This window comes from Thiothrix eikelboomii (assembly GCF_900167255.1).
Taxonomy (GTDB): Bacteria; Pseudomonadota; Gammaproteobacteria; order Thiotrichales; family Thiotrichaceae; genus Thiolinea; species Thiolinea eikelboomii.
On record NZ_FUYB01000006.1, the window covers coordinates 118305 to 134594 of the forward strand.

13 protein-coding genes are annotated in these 16290 nt (G+C 46.3%); 7 read left to right on the top strand and 6 right to left on the bottom strand.

Annotated features, from left to right (window positions below; all coding sequences use genetic code 11):
• Positions 1–5: 5 nt before the first annotated feature.
• The 3 genes from B5D50_RS08880 to B5D50_RS08890 are packed head-to-tail and all read left to right on the top strand — an operon-like array spanning position 6 to position 3993.
• On the top strand, positions 6–1016 hold the full coding sequence (locus tag B5D50_RS08880; RefSeq protein WP_078922246.1) for a cytochrome-c peroxidase: 1011 nt from the start codon (positions 6–8) through the stop codon (positions 1014–1016).
• Positions 1013–2893, top strand: coding sequence for a DAHL domain-containing protein (locus B5D50_RS08885; protein WP_078922247.1), 1881 nt, complete (start codon positions 1013–1015; stop codon positions 2891–2893). Before B5D50_RS08880 ends, B5D50_RS08885 begins: the two co-directional genes overlap by 4 nt.
• Positions 2890–3993 (top strand): response regulator, encoded by a 1104-nt coding sequence (locus tag B5D50_RS08890; RefSeq protein ID WP_078922248.1) that lies wholly within the window; start codon positions 2890–2892, stop codon positions 3991–3993. Before B5D50_RS08885 ends, B5D50_RS08890 begins: the two co-directional genes overlap by 4 nt.
• A gap of 81 nt (positions 3994–4074) precedes the next feature.
• On the opposite strand, the gene B5D50_RS08895 is transcribed toward B5D50_RS08890, so the two are convergent.
• Positions 4075–5715: a BamA/TamA family outer membrane protein gene (locus B5D50_RS08895; RefSeq protein WP_078922249.1), complete on the bottom strand. Its 1641-nt coding sequence runs from the start codon at positions 5713–5715 to the stop codon at positions 4075–4077.
• On the bottom strand, positions 5693–7618 hold the full coding sequence (locus tag B5D50_RS08900) for an LTA synthase family protein (RefSeq protein WP_078922250.1): 1926 nt from the start codon (positions 7616–7618) through the stop codon (positions 5693–5695). Before B5D50_RS08900 ends, B5D50_RS08895 begins: the two co-directional genes overlap by 23 nt.
• Positions 7619–7836: 218 nt before the next feature.
• Here B5D50_RS08900 and B5D50_RS08905 point away from each other — a divergent pair, with 218 nt between their 5' ends.
• On the top strand, positions 7837–8301 hold the full coding sequence (locus tag B5D50_RS08905) for a c-type cytochrome (RefSeq protein ID WP_078922251.1): 465 nt from the start codon (positions 7837–7839) through the stop codon (positions 8299–8301).
• Between the two features lie 86 nt (positions 8302–8387).
• Here the strand turns inward: B5D50_RS08905 and B5D50_RS08910 are convergent, their stop codons facing one another.
• On the bottom strand, positions 8388–9122 hold the full coding sequence (locus B5D50_RS08910; protein ID WP_078922252.1) for a hypothetical protein: 735 nt from the start codon (positions 9120–9122) through the stop codon (positions 8388–8390).
• Between the two features lie 228 nt (positions 9123–9350).
• Between B5D50_RS08910 and purH the strand changes: the two genes are divergently transcribed.
• Positions 9351–10943 (top strand): bifunctional phosphoribosylaminoimidazolecarboxamide formyltransferase/IMP cyclohydrolase, encoded by a 1593-nt coding sequence (purH, locus tag B5D50_RS08915; RefSeq protein ID WP_078922253.1) that lies wholly within the window; start codon positions 9351–9353, stop codon positions 10941–10943.
• 98 nt (positions 10944–11041) lie between these two features.
• On the opposite strand, the gene B5D50_RS08920 is transcribed toward purH, so the two are convergent.
• The 3 genes from B5D50_RS08920 to B5D50_RS08930 all read right to left on the bottom strand — a co-directional run bounded on the left by B5D50_RS08920 (position 11042) and on the right by B5D50_RS08930 (position 13349).
• Positions 11042–11395, bottom strand: a complete 354-nt coding sequence (locus B5D50_RS08920) for a hypothetical protein (RefSeq protein WP_078922254.1) — start codon at positions 11393–11395, stop codon at positions 11042–11044.
• 138 nt (positions 11396–11533) lie between these two features.
• Positions 11534–12307, bottom strand: coding sequence for a TSUP family transporter (locus tag B5D50_RS08925; protein ID WP_078922255.1), 774 nt, complete (start codon positions 12305–12307; stop codon positions 11534–11536).
• A gap of 76 nt (positions 12308–12383) precedes the next feature.
• Positions 12384–13349, bottom strand: coding sequence for a c-type cytochrome (locus B5D50_RS08930; RefSeq protein ID WP_078922256.1), 966 nt, complete (start codon positions 13347–13349; stop codon positions 12384–12386).
• A gap of 459 nt (positions 13350–13808) precedes the next feature.
• Here B5D50_RS08930 and B5D50_RS08935 point away from each other — a divergent pair, with 459 nt between their 5' ends.
• Both B5D50_RS08935 and B5D50_RS08940 read left to right on the top strand, forming a co-directional pair.
• Positions 13809–14123 (top strand): DUF485 domain-containing protein, encoded by a 315-nt coding sequence (locus tag B5D50_RS08935; RefSeq protein ID WP_078922257.1) that lies wholly within the window; start codon positions 13809–13811, stop codon positions 14121–14123.
• 9 nt (positions 14124–14132) lie between these two features.
• Positions 14133–16163, top strand: coding sequence for a solute symporter family protein (locus tag B5D50_RS08940; protein ID WP_078922258.1), 2031 nt, complete (start codon positions 14133–14135; stop codon positions 16161–16163).
• Positions 16164–16290: the final 127 nt, after the last annotated feature.

Genomic DNA, 16290 nt, shown 5'->3' on the forward strand with positions numbered 1-16290 from the left:
TAAGGATGTTTACTCCACTGGATTGTGGTTGGGGACGGCAGCGCTTGCCAATATTCTCCGCTCATTTACTCTTGGGCTCCATGTTCTTCGCTGCATCGGTGTCCGTGGCAGCTGAACCTTTAGTCGGTGAGCCGATCAGCCCGCTGCCCTCACTTGAATCCTTGCAGCTAGACCCTAAGAAAATCAAGCTAGGCGAGCGCTTATTTCAAGATACCCGCTTTTCTAAAGACAATAGTACAGCTTGTATCTCTTGTCATAGTTTAAGCAAAGGTGGAGCAGATGGGCGAAAAAATTCAATCGGTGTTCGTCAACAAGTCGGGGTGATTAATGCGCCCAGTATTTTCAATAGTGGCATGAATTTTCGCCAGTTTTGGGATGGACGTTCGGACAGCTTGGAAGATCAAGTTGATAAGGTCGTCCATGATGCCCGTGAGCTGGATATGAATTGGGGCGACTTATTAACCATCTTGTCAACGGATGCCGCTTTAGTGGCTGAGTTCAAAGCTGTTTATCCCCAAGAAGGTTTGCAAGCAACGAGTATTCAAAATGCCTTGGCGAGTTATCAACGCTCGCTATTAACTCCTTCACGGTTTGACCGTTACCTGTTGGGTGATGCTAAAGCTTTAGAAGAGGATGAGCTAAAGGGCTATCAATTATTTAAAGATTATGGCTGTGTTGCTTGCCATCAAGGTGTGAATATTGGTGGGAATATGTTTCAGAAGTTTGGGGTTATGGACGATTATTTTGCCAAGCGAGGTGGGGTAAGTACCGCTGATTTGGGGCGTTTCAATGTGACTCAGCAAGAAGCTGATAAGCATGTCTTTAAAGTACCCTCGTTGCGGAATGTCGCCTTGACTGCGCCGTATTTCCACGATGGCATGACCGATACTTTAGACGCGGCGGTCGATGTGATGTTTCGCCATCAACTAGGGCGAACGGCTTCAGCGACGGATAAACGCCTGATTGTCAAATTCCTCACGAGCCTCAGCGGGGAAACAACCGAGGTCAAGCCATGAAGCGTATCTTGCGTAGGCTGTTGTTAGTCCTCGTCAGTGTCGGGCTAATTGCGATTTTATGGGCTTTGGTACAAAAAACTCAATCCATTGATACCACCGCTATTCAGCAGGTGAATAGCCAATTGCGTGAGTTGAAACAAGTCGATGCGACGTGGAATCTGGATATTTTGCGTTCCAAAATGGGCATCAACAAAAACTATGATCAGGTGACCACACCTTTACAATGGTTGCAGAAAAATCAACCTGCTTTAATGGCAGCGGTTAACCAAGCGGATGCGAGTGGAATCAAACAAGCTGCCGATGAATTGCGCGCCGCTATCAATGATAAGATCAATTTGGTTGATCGTTTCAAAATGCAAAATGCGCTGTTAAAAAACTCCCTGCGCTTCTTACCGACCGCAGTCGGGCAACTCCGTGATCAAATTGTGGCAGTGACTTTATCGGATGCATCAATCGGGATTAATAATACCGGGCAGACCGCTACACCAAATGCATTTAGCTCCAACCTAACTAAGCTCGAGGCCACGGCGAATGAAATGCTCACCGAATTACTCAAATATAATCTTGCCCCGGATGAAGCGATTAAAACCCGTGTGGAAGGTTTACTGGATAACTTAGCAGCCCAACCCAGCACCAGTTACCCTGAACAGATTCAAGCGCAAGTCGATATGATCGTGAATCATGCGCGTACCGTCTTAAAACAAAAAGAAAGTGAGGATCAGGTACTAGCTAGTATTGAACAAGTCCCGATTACGGCGCGGATTGATCAATTAGCAGCACAGTTTGAGCAGAGCTTTGAGGCAGCTTTAAAAGAAAAAGAGCAGTGGCGAATCGCTTTAATCGCTTATTCGGCTGGTTTGCTATTGTTATTGGCTTTGGCGATGTTAGCGGTGTGGCGTAGTTATCGGTCTTTAGATCAAGCCAATGCTTTCTTAGAGCAGCGTGTTGCTGAGCGTACTCGTGATTTATCGGCTGCCTTGGCGAATTTGCGTGAATCCCAATTGCAATTAATTCAATCTGAAAAAATGGCCTCATTAGGGCAAATGGTGGCGGGGATTGCACATGAGATCAATACACCCTTAGCGTATGTGAAGGGCGGCTTGGAAATTCTCAGTGCACGGATGGAGGATGTCGATGCCCTTGTGAATGAAACCTCAGGTTTGATGAACTTAATGACGGAAGAACCTGCTGGCGATGAGGCAAGTCATGAGCAGCAGTTGGCCGAGCAATTTGCTACCGTGCAGGAAATCTCCAGTGCCTTTGTCGAGACGGAGGCCATCAGTGAGATCAATGGGCTGTTGGATGATGGCCTACATGGCATTGGGCAAATTGCAGAGATTGTCAGTAATTTGAAAGACTTTAGCCGCCTTGATCGTGCCAAGGTCGCTGAGTTTAATGTCAATGAGGGGATTGAGAGTACACTGAAGATTGCCCGTAATATTGTCAAACATCGGCGAATTGAGCAGCAGTTAGGTGCTGTACCCTTGATTATGTGCTCCCCTTCGCAAATTAACCAAGTCTTGCTGAACTTGATCAATAATGCCTGCCAAGCGACGACGGAAGAAACGGGAGTCGTCACGATTGTTACGCGCCCGACGGAGCAGGGGCTAGCCATTGAAGTCAAAGACAATGGTCAAGGTATCCATCCTGATCATTTATCTCAAATTTTTGATCCTTTTTTTACCACCAAAAAAGTTGGCGAGGGGACTGGTTTAGGTTTATCCATTGTCCAGCGGATCGTCAAAGAACATGGCGGCAAGATTACAGTTGATTCGGTGTTGGGTGTTGGCACTTGTTTTACTGTAGAGCTGCCTCGTGAGTATCAAGCCCATCGAGAGCAAGAACTCAGTGAACTTAATCAAGGAGGAATAACATGAGCCAAGGTGCTCCATCCAATATTGTGCAATTAGCTCGGTTGCGGCGTTTATCACAGGAACACTCACAGACTGCTCCTAAGCCAAAAATCCTGTTCGTGGATGACGAAGAGCGAATTTTGAATAGTTTGCGGGCGTTATTTCGGATGGAATATGAGGTCACCGTTACCACCGATGGTTATCACGCGGTTGAGTTACTCAAACGCCATCATTACCACTTGTTAGTGAGTGATCAACGGATGCCGATTATGCAAGGCGTCGAGCTGTTGCGCCAAGCTAAGGAGCATTCTCCACATACAGTACGCATTTTGTTGACAGGATTTTCTGATCTAGCTGCCATTGTCGGTTCAGTGAATGAAGGGGAGGTTTATCGTTATATCTGCAAGCCGTGGGATAGCGAGGAATTACGGGAGTTGATTGCTAGTGCAGTCAAAATTGGCTTGGATTTAGCTACCCTCGACCCGTTGCCAAAACCAGAATTAACAGAGGCTAGTCCATTCAAGCCAACAACCGCAGCACCTAGCCTACCTGCTCAAACTCAAACTCAAACTCAAACTCAAACCAAACCTGAAAAAATACCGCATGAACCACTCACTTGGCCGGAAAACCTCGCCTTATTATTTGTGGATCGTGAGCTGCAATTATTTGCCACTTTTCAAGAGTTAGGTAATCCACGCTCTCAAGTCTTGGCCGCGCGCACGCCTGAGGATGCTTTAGCTTTAATGGAACATCATGAGGTTGGGGTAATCGTTGCGAGTATTGATGGTATTGATCGCGATAATTTTGGTTTTCTCTGTTTACTGAAAAAAGAGCATCCCCATGTGGTGTCGTTGGCGGTTGCTCGCTTAGGCGATTCGGAAACGATTATTGATTTGGTGAATTCAGCACGGGTGTTTCGAGTGATTTTTCACCCCTTGCGCCCTAAGGTATTACAACATCATTTAGAGGCTGCGATTAAACAAGTGGATCAATTCCGTGCTCAGCCTACTTTGCTTAAGGTGCAAGCGGCGAAGGACATCGCCCCGACGAGTTCGGTGCTGACTAATCTGAGTGTTCGGATCAAAACTCGTTTAAGCTCGATTAAAAGCTTTTTCCGGCGTTGAGCTAAAGCTAGGGCTTTGAATTGGCTGGCTGATGACTAAAGTAATCAAGGTGATAAGTAGGCTAGAACCTTGTTAGTTTGCTTAGAACTCAGCGCCTGTTCCTACTAAAATTTGATACTTATCTATTTTCCCATGGGTCGAGAAGGGAACTGCTAGATCCACATGAATGATTTTTCCGCTACTTGCGCGGGTGGGCATTAGGCGTAAACCAATCCCAGCATCACCAAACCACTGCGCTTTTTGCCCATTGCCCCAGATCGTACCCGCATCCACAAAGACGGCTGCACCGAGTTTAATTAAACCTAAGGGGGTTTGTTTAAAATAAAAGCGCCGCTCAGCATTGACGAGGGCACTCTGTTCGCCAGAGCGATAACCTGCCGGATAACCCCTTAAGCCCTGATCACCCCCTAATAACAATTGCTCACCCGGTTGAAGGTTATCGGCCGTGTGTAGTTCACCGCTTAGATGCCAACTAGCCTGAGCCGAGCTGTATAAATTCCATTCGGCACTGAGCTTAGCGCGTAAACCCCGATAAGGGCCATCCCCGAACCAAGCCGTGGCATCAGCGGTGACTAAACTGATTTGATTGTTGGCAGGGCTATAACCTTTGCTGTAGTGGGTCAATAGTTTGAAATAGCTAGCATCTGAACCAAAGTTTGGATGCAACACACCCGCTTGAATTAAAAATTGATGGCCGAGTGCAATATCTTCAGTGCGCCCCATCGTCTTAAAGTTTTCACGTTTAGTGAAATGGTCTTCAATCAGCTCATAGCTAAGCCAAGGATAAGCTTGTTGCACGGCGGGGGGCGTGATGGGCGCAGTGTCAGTCGCAAAATAACTGCGGTTTTCTTGTTGCCAGCCAAACCGATAACGCTCCGTCAATTGAGGTGATTTCGTTTTTGACCAGCCATAGAAAATCGCAGCCTGTTGATTGGCTACCCCGATTTTTTGTGTGACGACACCCGCTGTGTAATAAGGTACTTGCTGGCGCAAACGAGTGCTTTCAAATCCCCAAGCATTTTGCTCAGCTAATTTATAAAAAGGTAGGCCGATACTGAGTTGATGACCTTTGCCATCGCTATTATTTTGTAGGCCAAGGGCTAATTGATAACGACTGCCCAGTACTTGAGGGTCGTTATAACTCAATTTGGTTTGATTACGCTGCGCATCCTGTTTAAAACTAAGACTGAGCTCTTTGCCTAAACCTAACAGATTATGCTCTTCAAGACTAAAGCTTTTAGAGTTTTCTCCACCAGAACGCCCAAAAGACACAGCAGGAGCTAAAGTCCAGTTATCGGTGGTGGTAACTCGCAGTTCCACTTGTTTAGCGCAAACCCGTTCTAGGGTAATCTGTACATCTTTCAGATGCTTACGGCTACGCAATAAACGTTCAGATTCGGCGATCAGTGCTAGATCGAATGGATCACCGGTTTTCACCAGTAAAGTTTGAGCAATGACTTGATCTTGAGTTTTGCTATGTAGTTGATTGGTAAGATGATGATACCAGTGATTTTCTTTGGGTAACTGCGGATTAAAAATATTACCCGCCTCAATGTGAATAGCACCGACTTTTAAATCACTCGCCCTCTCATCGGCTGCTTGCCATGCACGACAAGGCAACTCATTAGCCTGACTGAGCGTAAAGCTAAAGCTAGACAACAGCCAAACACCCAGCGCAACACGTGCCTTTAGCACGAGATTATGGTTTTTTTTGTAAGGCATTCAGGCGGGCTGCTGCGGTTTGATAATAGGCAATCGCTTCATCTGTTGTGGTGGGTTCGGCTGGAAGTGCTTGGCCTGTTTTAGCATCAATGACTTGGGTGGTTTGCTTTGGCATTAATTCAATGACCTTACCATTTTTCAAATAACCCACTGTTAAATAATTTGCCATAAAAGCGCGTTGATGTTGCTTAGCCGCCAAGCGAATATCCTGCCCATAAAATTCGGAAACATAGGCAAGATTCAATAAGCCTAAAATAGTCGGTGCTACATCAATTTGTGAGGCTAAATCATCAAACTGTTGTGGCTGAATCCAAGCGGGGGCATAAATAATCATGGGAATCCGATAGTTTTCTGGCGGTAAATCGGTGCGCCCGCGTCCATGAGAAGTGTGATCAGCCACGAAGACAAACAACGTATCTTTAAACCAAGGTTGTTGACTTGCTTCGCGCATAAAATTACCGATTGCCCAATCGGTGTATTTTACCGCACCCTCGCGCCCACTACCAGACGGAATATCAATGCGCCCTTCGGGATAAGTGAAGGGGCGATGATTCGAAGTGGTCATAATATGCGCGAAAACTTTTTGCCCCTGTGCGGTTTGTTGATTGATCACGCCAATCGCATGGTGCAAAATATCTTCATCAGCAATGCCCCAGATAGTTTCATGATGAATATCGGCTGGTGCAACATCAGTACGGTCAATCACTTGATAGCCATTGCCCGTAAAGAAATTTTCCATATTATCAAAATAGCTATAGCCACCATAAATATAGAAAGGTGCATAACCGTTTTGCTTTAAAACTCCGCCTAAACTTTGTAAGCCAGTATTATGTTGGCGGGCAGGAACTGCATGGCCGGGGGTGGGTGGAATAGCTAAAGTGATGGCCTCTAAGCCCCGCACGGTACGTAAACCGGTGGCATACAATTGATTAAAGCGTAGGCCTGCTTGGGCTAAACGATCCAAATTCGGTGTTAATCCAGCTTTGCCACCGAAGGACTCAACAAAATCAGCCCCTAAGCTTTCAATAGAAATGAGCACCACATGCTTGTCTAAAGTGGCAGCCGTTGGCTGAACCCGGTGTGCTGTGGGCATAGGGTTGGGTTCAAACTTGAGTTCAGGCTGGCCTTGATGAAAAGCGTGTTGTAACAGTTGGTTGGCTTGCGCAGTGGTTAGGGTTTTGTAAAATTTAAAATAATCCAGATCATTATTGCGAAAAGCACGCATAAACTCATAATAGCCATTGCTCGCTAGCTCTCGTTCAGCGGGGCGTGTAAAACTATCGCGCCAATGGTCATTCACCAAGAAAAAGCTCAAAACGGGTAGGCATAAGAACAGTAAACTCATCAACAGGCGTTTAGGCAAAGAACCACCATCAGCACTAGCGGCACGCCAAAACGGTGGATACACCCACCACAATAAGCCTAAAGCAACGACTCCTAGCCCGAGTAATAATCCAGTCACCGGATAGGATTGCCAAATATTGCCTAAGACTTCACGGGTATAGATCAGATAATCGACTGCTATAAAGTTAAAGCGGGAAGAAAACTCGTTCCAGAAGGTTGCCTCTGCCAGTGCGGTGAATAAAAAGCCAAAAACTGCTAAACCTAATAAACCTGTAGCCAGTACAGCATGTAACCAGCGTCGTTTCGGGCCATTGCCCAAGACTAAAGCCAGGAGCAGAAACGGGATGAGGATATAAAAGCCTGTATTTAAATCATAAATGAAACCCGCCCATAAAATGGGAAGTAACCCACTCAGGGTGAAATAACTAGGGTCGCCCTCAAAAATCATCAACCCCACACGGGTGACAAAATTAATCAGTAAAAACAGCCCCAGTACCCACAGATAGGCATGATAGCGCGGTGGAATAAAACGAGAGTGTAAATTATTGCTTAGAATCATGAGGAGTTACCGATAGCCCTGATCGTTTTCCGGTCAGGATAGTACGCAATAAGAGGAGACCTGTCACTTTCGTGATCAGGCTTAGCTCCATGAGAGATAGATGCTTTGAGGATACAAAACCGCTCGCTTTAGGTCTGTAAGACAAATGTCCTATAGGCGGATTCCATCCATTGCTTATAGGATGTTTGTTTTAATATTTAGCGAGTTTAAACCTGAAGATGAAAATTAAAATCGGTTTTGCAATGGGCATCATCGCCTTGATGGTCGCGGCTTGTTCTAGTCATGAGCAGCATGGCTCAGGCCATCCGGTCGCTGATTTAACTAAACTTAACCACCCAGGTGCCAAGGTATATCAATCCGCCTGTATGAGCTGCCATGCCTTGGCGGCTAAAGAAGAGGGTAGTGTGGCTCCACCTTTGTTTGGGGTGAAGGATCATGTGATTAAAGCCTACCCAGAGCGAGCCGCTTTTATTCAGCGCGTGGTTACTTGGGTGAAAGCACCCAATCCCAATGATGTGTTAATGCCAGGCGCCGTGAAAAAGTTCGGCTTGATGCCTGCTCAAGCACAGCTCAGTGATGCTGATTTACAAGCCGTGGCTGAGTTTATTTATGATACTGATTTCAACAAACCGGATTGGTATGCTGCTCATTATCAAGCGGAGCATGGTAAGAAGCCGCACTAATCGTCTTTAATCCGGCATCGCTCTCGCAAGACGGATGCCGGATACCTCTATAACCTGAGTTATTAACTCATTAGTGGCCTATCTACCTATTGAACGCTGAGTTTATAAGTCACATCTAGGGCGAAATCAGTGGCTTTAGCAGTAAAACGAATTCTATGATTCCCAACCGGGAGTGGAGGGAGCATGACCCAGTAACCGTCTGAAATAGAGGTTTCGCGAGTCACTGGTATTTCTTCATATTCAGTCACTAAAATAGAGTCAGCATTCATCTTAAACGGTAAGTTTTCAGATTGGGCACGCACGATAGGATAGTGCCAGATGCAAGCTTCCCCATTGATTCGACAAGTATACGTTTGCATGCTTAAAATACTGGCGTTAACTGCTTGGCGACAGTCGGTTTCATCTTTACAGCCTATCTCTGTACCGGGTGCAGGTGTCCACCAAACACTATTATAGATCGGGAAAAACAAGGCTTTTCCTTGCGGAATCGTACAAGAGCGGCTACTCGTTTCACCAAAGTTCCCGGCTAGAAACCAAACTTTACCTTTTTGGCCAACCGAGCAATCCATAGCGCCATTTTGAAACAAGGGGTTATTCGCTTTAGGAATATTGAATGCCCATTCCCACCAAGCATGCCCCCAGTTACCGATAGTTTTGCCATATATTTTCGGGTTTACCCCGGTAGCGCGGGTGAGGCTAGCAGCTGAACTTGCTAAGTTACTTGGTGTTTGATCAGCAGTAGGCTGCAAATCTGCTGCGAGAGTTGCTTGTTGACTGCCTAAAATCAGTGCTAAATAAGCCAGTAGAGACTTAAGTTTCATCGTTTTTCCCTCCTTACACTCTGCTAATTGAGTGCTACTAGCTTCCTGCCAAATTAGGCTGGTTGTCCTGAAATCTTTACGAAAAATAACTGAAATTAAGGTTGGCAGGTCTCTGCTGGGGGATGAAATACACTAAACCTAGCGGTTGAATAGTTCGCGTTGTAGAGTTGCCTGCCCTGAGCAAGTCGCTACAATAGGCGCTTTTCTTTGACCCCGGATTTCAACCCCATGACGAGTTCTGCTAATCATTCAAATTTACCTGTCACCCGTGCTTTACTGAGTGTGTCTGATAAAACGGGCATTCTGGAGCTAGCTCAGTTTCTGCATACTCAAGGTGTCGAGCTACTCTCCACAGGGGGAACAGCTAAGCTGTTAGCAGATCATCAAATCCCTGTGATTGAGGTGTCTAAGCACACAGGGTTTCCAGAAATGATGGATGGACGAGTGAAAACCTTGCATCCAAAAATTCATGGTGGGATTCTAGGGCGGCGTGGCACGGATGATGCCGTGATGGCCGAGCATGGCATCGGGCGGATTGATTTAATTGTCGTGAATCTTTATCCGTTTGAAGCGACGGTAGCTAAGCCTGATTGCAGCTTAGAAGAGGCGATAGAAAATATTGATATTGGCGGGCCTACAATGGTACGGGCGAGTGCTAAAAATCATGCCCATGTGACGATTGTAGTGAATCCAGCTGACTACCCGCGTATTCAAGCAGAAATGCAGCAAGAGGCAGGGCGGATTAGTCTAGACACTCGTTTGGATTTAGCGATTAAAGCCTTTGAGCATACCGCAGGTTATGACGGAATGATTGCCAATTATTTTGGCTCACGAGTCGCGGGTGGCACGCCGACAGCTCCTGTGCAATTCCCGCGTACCTTTAATCTACAAATGAACAAGCTGCAAGATTTACGTTATGGCGAAAATGCTCATCAGCAAGCGGCTTTTTATGCAGAAACTAAGCCCCCCTTAGGCAGTATAGCCAGTGCAGTACAAATTCAAGGCAAGGAGCTATCCTACAATAACATTGCGGATACGGATGCTGCTTTAGAATGTGTGAAGCAATTTGAGGCACCGGCTTGTGTAATTGTAAAGCATGCCAACCCTTGTGGTGTCGCAGTGGGGGCGAGTTTATTAGAAGCTTATGAGCGTGCATATCAGACGGATCCTGAGTCAGCCTTTGGTGGGATTATTGCTTTTAATCGCCCCTTAGATGCTGAAACCGCTCAACGGATTGTGGAGCGCCAATTCGTTGAAGTGATTATTGCCCCGAACCCTACACCAGCTGCTGTGGCAGTAGTAGCGGCTAAGAAAAATGTACGCTTACTCAGTCTTGAAGCTTGGCCTGCTCAGGCTAAGCCGAGTTTAGATTTCAAACGGGTGAATGGAGGCTTATTAGTCCAAACAGCGGATACGGCTTTATTCGACAGTTTAAGCGTAGTCACTGAGCGTCAGCCGACAGAGCCTGAATTAAATGATCTGCAATTTGCATGGCGAGTCGCTAAGTTTGTGAAATCGAATGCGATTGTCTATGCAAAAAATAATATGACCCTTGGTGTTGGAGCAGGGCAGATGAGTCGGGTCAATTCAGCTCGAATTGCTGCGATTAAAGCCGAGCAAGCAGGCTTAGCACTCATCGGGGCGGTGATGGCCTCTGATGCATTCTTCCCCTTCCGGGATGGGATTGATAATGCCGCTAAAGTCGGGATTAAAGCAGTGATTCAACCCGGTGGTTCGATGCGTGATCAAGAAGTGATTGATGCGGCTAATGAGCAGGGGATAGCAATGATTTTTACAGGTATGCGGCATTTTCGGCATTAACGCAAGAGAACGAGAGAGCTGTTCTGTTAGCTTAGTTGTACTTGTTTGCGTTTCAATTCGAGCTAGTTATCGGCTAGCTCGAGTGTTGGGTCGAAGGTTTAACGTAAGTTCAAAACTAGATGATGAGTCCCACCTTCTTCAATAGTAATAACCTGTGTCTCAGTTTTGCTGCCAGCACTAGCATGAACTTGATATTTGCCCGCTTCTAAATCCACGACTGCTGAATGGCGCGTAATCGTGAGTTCTATATTACGGGTATTTTTATTCGTCAGCTTTAAGGGCGTTAAATGCCATACCACTTCACGAAAAGCGGGTTCGCCATTAATGGTCGCTAACAGTTTAAGTTGACCCGTTACTCCGTTGACCAGTACTCCGAATGAATTTCCAGATAGGACTAGGAGTGCTGTTAGGCAAAGCCAGCGTACCCTCATACTAGTTACACAGCTTTTCATCGTAATTCCTCTACAATATTGTCGTTTAAACACGCAGATTGAATCTTGTTCTAGTTAGATTGATATTTATTTAACCAAGACAGTCTACAGTAGTGATTTGACCAAAAAAAGTTCAAGCTAATTCTTGTTAATCTGGCGTTAGGTTTGAAGTAACAGGCGCAGTGACACGAGTAACGAAACGATCACTAATAAAGGCCGGATCAGCTGACTACCATGCCGAATAGCCAGTTTTGAACCGATAAAACTGCCAATTATTTGGCCAATTCCCATCGTAAGGCCTAACAGCCAAAGCAGATGACCAGAAAATGCAAACAGTATCAGCGATGCAATATTGCTTGTGAAATTAAGGAGTTTAGTACCCGCAGTAGCCTTAGGTAAGCTGTAACCTAAGAGCGTAACAAAGGCAATTACAAAAAAAGTTCCAGTGCCAGGCCCAAAAAAGCCATCATAAAAGCCAATACTAAAACCCGCTGTGGCGGCAAAAGTGTTCTTACTAATGCGTTGTCTGCGTTCGTGCTCACCGAGTTGGGGGGAAAACATAAAATAAAGCGCAAAGGCTATCAGTAAGAGGGGAATCAATTGAGCCAGAAAGCTAGGATCTATTTTTTGGACGGTCCATGCCCCACTGGCTGCACCGAGAAAGCTTAAAATAATTGCCGCACGATGCTCCGAGGGCTTAATTAAGCCTTGGCGACTGTAGTTCCATGTGGCGGTAAAAGAACCAAAGCTGGCTTGTAGTTTATTCGTTGCTAAGGCTTGCAGCGGCGATAAACCAGCCCACAAGAGCGCTGGAATCGTTAATAGGCCACCACCACCTGCAATGGCATCAATACCACCGGCTAGGACAGCAACTCCAAAGAGTATCAAGAATAAATCAAAGTCTATCGTCGCTAAATTCGGCAGTATGTCCATGCGAGGGTGTTTTAATGGGCAGTAATAGCAAGGCACTGCGTTTGAGTCAGTGCCTTGTTGTGCAGAAAACGAAGTTTTACTGAGCTTGTGAGGTCATCCAATCAACAGCCGCTTTCACTTCATCATCAGATAAGGCTGGATTGCCACCTTTAGCAGGCATGGCATTGAAGCCTTGAAGCGAATGGGTATATAAAGTTTCTTGGCCAGCGGCTAGGCGTGGAGCCCAAGCGGCTTTATCACCCAATTTAGGTGAGTTTGCAATGCCGACATCATGGCAAGAAAAGCAAATGCTCCGATAAATCTTCTCACCATCAATCCCGGCTGTGGGAGCGGCTTGTTGTGCGGTATCAGCGGCCGGCGCAGTGGCAGTAGTAACTGCTGTGGTTTCGGCTGGGGCAGCGGCAGTAGTAGTTGCTGTGGTTTCGGCTGTGGCTGTTTCAGTCGTGACGGCTGGTGTTGCGGTGGCTTCAGCGGCTGGAGCAGCTGTTGGTGTAGTGGCTGCTGGAGCTGCAGTTGCTGGAGCCGGTGTTGCCGCTGCGCCAGCGGCTGGGGCTGCACCTGCATCTTTACTGAGGTCAATCCCTGCTTTACCCGTCATATACAGAATAGCATCGGTTAATTCCTGTTCAGTGAGGGTCGGATCCCCCCCTTTGGCAGGCATTTGATTAAGGCCATTCGTAGCTGAGCTGACTAAACCTTGTAAGCCTTTTGCGGCACGTGGTTCCCAAGCGGCTTTATCATCCAGTTTCGGTGCATTTAAAACACCGGTTGTATGGCAAGACGTACACACTGCATTAAAGACTTGCTCGCCAGTTCGTGCGACAGGAGCGATAGATTTATCAACAGTAACAACTGTGCCAATCGGTTTTAGATTAGCAGTGGCTGCGGCCTCAAACATACTGGTATCTTGAGCACCGACCGTAGAGTTACGGCTAATGGTGTTGAATAAATTCGATACAAGTACAGCCACTGCTGCACCTAGAACCACTAAACTACCGATTAGAACGGGTTTAGCGTAAGGATCTTTTGGAATTGAAGCCACATTGTTCTCCCTTAGATCGAACCTCTTTAGGTTCGCCACACAAGACTGAAAAAGTGAAAAAGCTGTTAAACGGGGGAGATTATATTGGAAGGAGCTAATATTCTCCAAGTACCGATTTTCAAAACTTGACCTTTGTCATGGTTTATTTTCTATGAACTTGCATTCTACACTTTGCATCTTGACCTTACATCTTGTGGAAAAATTAACCCTAGGTAGGATGTTATCGTTGAGTCATTCCCTGCGTCGTGCTTAGTCTTTGCTCTATTGGCTTGATTATTTTGGGTTGGTGAGCAGAAGAGCCGAGTTTGTTTACACCTTTTTTACATCTCAAGTGACATCATCGGGCTGCTTCGGTTCACTAATGTTTGCTCTAAAGTATCGCTAAGCACACGTTTTCTATGCATGTCTACGCATCCTTGCAAGGCACGGTTTTGTTATAAAGGGAGGAGTCAGCATAACATGACAATAACAGTTAACTGGGCTGCTATAGATAAAGACCCGCGCTTTCAGGCTTTGCATAAAAGAAAAACGACTTTCCTCTGGGGCTTGATGATTTTCTCACTCATTTATTACTTCTTATTGCCGATCGGTGCAGCTTACTTCCCTGAATTGTTTAAAACTAAGGTCTGGGGTGCCATGAATTTTGGTATTTTGTTTGCTTTGTCTGAGTTCGTGGTGGCTTGGGCGGTTGCATTTATTTATACGCATCGCGCTAACCGTGAGTTTGATGCAATGGTGGCTGACATCGTTCGTGATGCTGAATTAATTCGATAAGGTGAATCAATGAGCAAATGGTGGTGGATGCGAATGTCTTTACTAGGGTTGATGTTGATTAGCCCAGTTACTTTGGCTGCAGATGCAGGCGCGGTTGCTCCTCAATATAAATGGCTAACCTTTATTGTATTCGGTGCGATTATTGCGCTGACCATGTTTGTCACTTATCGCGCCGCCAAAGAAACTCATTCGGCTACCGATTTTTATGCAGCGGGGCGGTCGGTTTCCGGCATGCAAAATGGTTGGGCGATTGCAGGCGATTATTTATCAGCAGCCTCTTTTTTAGGTATTGCGGGTTTGATTTCGCTCTACGGTTATGATGGCTTTATGTATTCTGTGGGATGGTTGGTGGCCTATATTGCTGTCTTGCTGATTATTGCTGAGCCATGCCGGAATATTGGTAAATATACCCTCGGTGATATTTTAGCGTTTCGCAATAATCCGAAGGCCGCGAAAATCATTGCGGCGATTTCAACAGTGACTGTTTCGACTTTTTATCTCACGGCACAAATGGTCGGTGGGGGAGTGCTCGTTAAAACCCTGATTGGTATCGACTATGAAATCTCAGTGATCGTAGTGGGTGCCTTGATGTTGACTTATGTGGTCTTTGGTGGGATGAAGGCGACGACTTGGGTGCAAATCATTAAAGCGATTCTATTAGTCACGGCTTCGATTTTGCTCGTCATTTTTACTTGGGGGCAGTACGGTTTCTCATTCCCCGGCTTCTTGCAAGCGGCCGTCGATAATCAAGATATTCAAAATCAAGTGGCTAAGTTAGTCGGTGATGCAGCCACTAATATGACACCAGCGGAACTTGGTCAGCGTTTCTTAGAGCCGGGTTTATATCTGAAAAATCCAATTGACCAAATTTCATTAGGTTTAGCTTTAGTGTTGGGTACGGCAGGGATGCCACATATTCTCATGCGTTTTTTCACCGTACCAACAGCACAAGATGCGCGTAAATCAGTAATTTGGGCGATGGCGATCATTGGTGGTTTCTATGTGTTGACCTTATTCTTAGGATTAGGCGCGGCGATGAATGTGACCGCTGCGAAGATTGCCAGTTTCGATCCCGGCGGTAATATGGCTGCACCCTTGTTAGCCCAATATATTGGCGGCGGGGCTGATTCCATGTTAGGTAATCTCTTTCTAGCTTTTGTGGCTGCAGTCGCTTTTGCCACGATTGTTGCAGTGGTGGCTGGCTTGGTGTTGGCCTCTGCTTCAGCCATGTCACATGATTTATATGTTGGCGTATTCCGTGGCGAGCAAGCCTCTTCTAAAGAGCAGATTACCGCTGCTCGGGTTGCTACAGTGATTGTGGGCGCACTGGCGATTTATGTGGGGATCGCTGCTAAGGGGCAAAATGTCGCCCATTTAGTGGCCTTAGCCTTTGCAGTGGCCGCTTCGTCTAATTTGCCCGCCGTGTTTTTAACCTTGTATTGGAAGAAAACCAATACTTGGGGGGTGGTCGCGGGCATGATTGCGGGAGCGGGTTCGGCCATTTTATTAGTTCTGTTGTCACCTAATATGACCTATCCCTTAGCTAAAGTCACTGAAGCGAAAAAAATCCTCGATGGTGAGCCAGCTAAAGAAGCGATTGTAGCTGCTCCAGCTCAAGGTGGGTTCATATGCGAGTTGTTTGCTAGCGCTGATTGTAAAAAAGCCGTGAAAGCAGCACCGGCAACTCCTGCGAAATTAGGTGCGCGTGAGCAACTGACCGCCGCTGAAAATGCCTTGACTGCGCTCGCCGATGAAACGGCTAAAGCGGCCAAAGCGCGGGAAATTACCAGTTTAAAAGCCACCGTGTCCAAAGCGGAAGCGGATTTGAAAAAGTTTGCAGGCCAAACCACCAGTATGATGGGCTTAGAAAAACCTTGGTTTCAATTAAGAAACCCCGGCTTGATTTCAGTGCCTTTGGGTTTCTTGGTCACCATGTTATTTTCATTAATCACCCGTGATCGGCGAGCCGAAGAGTTATGGGATGAGTTATATGTTCGTCAAAACACAGGGATTAATGCCGAGGCAGCTTATTTCCACTGAGTTGCATTGATTGATGGTTGGGTTGAGCCTTAAAAACGAGTGATTAGACTGAGGATTCTTGAGTAAACCATGAGATTAATCGTGGGTTTGGGAAAATAAGGGCGGCATTTTGCTTGCTTCTGGTTAC

Excerpts from the sequence above, each read along its gene's own strand:
- B5D50_RS08880 (WP_078922246.1), top strand. The coding sequence starts at position 6 with ATGTTTACTCCACTGGATTGTGGTTGGGGACGGCAGCGCTTGCCAATA.
- B5D50_RS08885 (WP_078922247.1), top strand. The coding sequence starts at position 1,013 with ATGAAGCGTATCTTGCGTAGGCTGTTGTTAGTCCTCGTCAGTGTCGGG.
- B5D50_RS08890 (WP_078922248.1), top strand. The coding sequence starts at position 2,890 with ATGAGCCAAGGTGCTCCATCCAATATTGTGCAATTAGCTCGGTTGCGG.
- B5D50_RS08895 (WP_078922249.1), bottom strand. The coding sequence starts at position 5,715 with ATGCCTTACAAAAAAAACCATAATCTCGTGCTAAAGGCACGTGTTGCG.
- B5D50_RS08900 (WP_078922250.1), bottom strand. The coding sequence starts at position 7,618 with ATGATTCTAAGCAATAATTTACACTCTCGTTTTATTCCACCGCGCTAT.
- B5D50_RS08905 (WP_078922251.1), top strand. The coding sequence starts at position 7,837 with ATGAAAATTAAAATCGGTTTTGCAATGGGCATCATCGCCTTGATGGTC.
- B5D50_RS08910 (WP_078922252.1), bottom strand. The coding sequence starts at position 9,122 with ATGAAACTTAAGTCTCTACTGGCTTATTTAGCACTGATTTTAGGCAGT.
- purH (WP_078922253.1), top strand. The coding sequence starts at position 9,351 with ATGACGAGTTCTGCTAATCATTCAAATTTACCTGTCACCCGTGCTTTA.
- B5D50_RS08920 (WP_078922254.1), bottom strand. The coding sequence starts at position 11,395 with ATGAAAAGCTGTGTAACTAGTATGAGGGTACGCTGGCTTTGCCTAACA.
- B5D50_RS08925 (WP_078922255.1), bottom strand. The coding sequence starts at position 12,307 with ATGGACATACTGCCGAATTTAGCGACGATAGACTTTGATTTATTCTTG.
- B5D50_RS08935 (WP_078922257.1), top strand. The coding sequence starts at position 13,809 with ATGACAATAACAGTTAACTGGGCTGCTATAGATAAAGACCCGCGCTTT.
- B5D50_RS08940 (WP_078922258.1), top strand. The coding sequence starts at position 14,133 with ATGAGCAAATGGTGGTGGATGCGAATGTCTTTACTAGGGTTGATGTTG.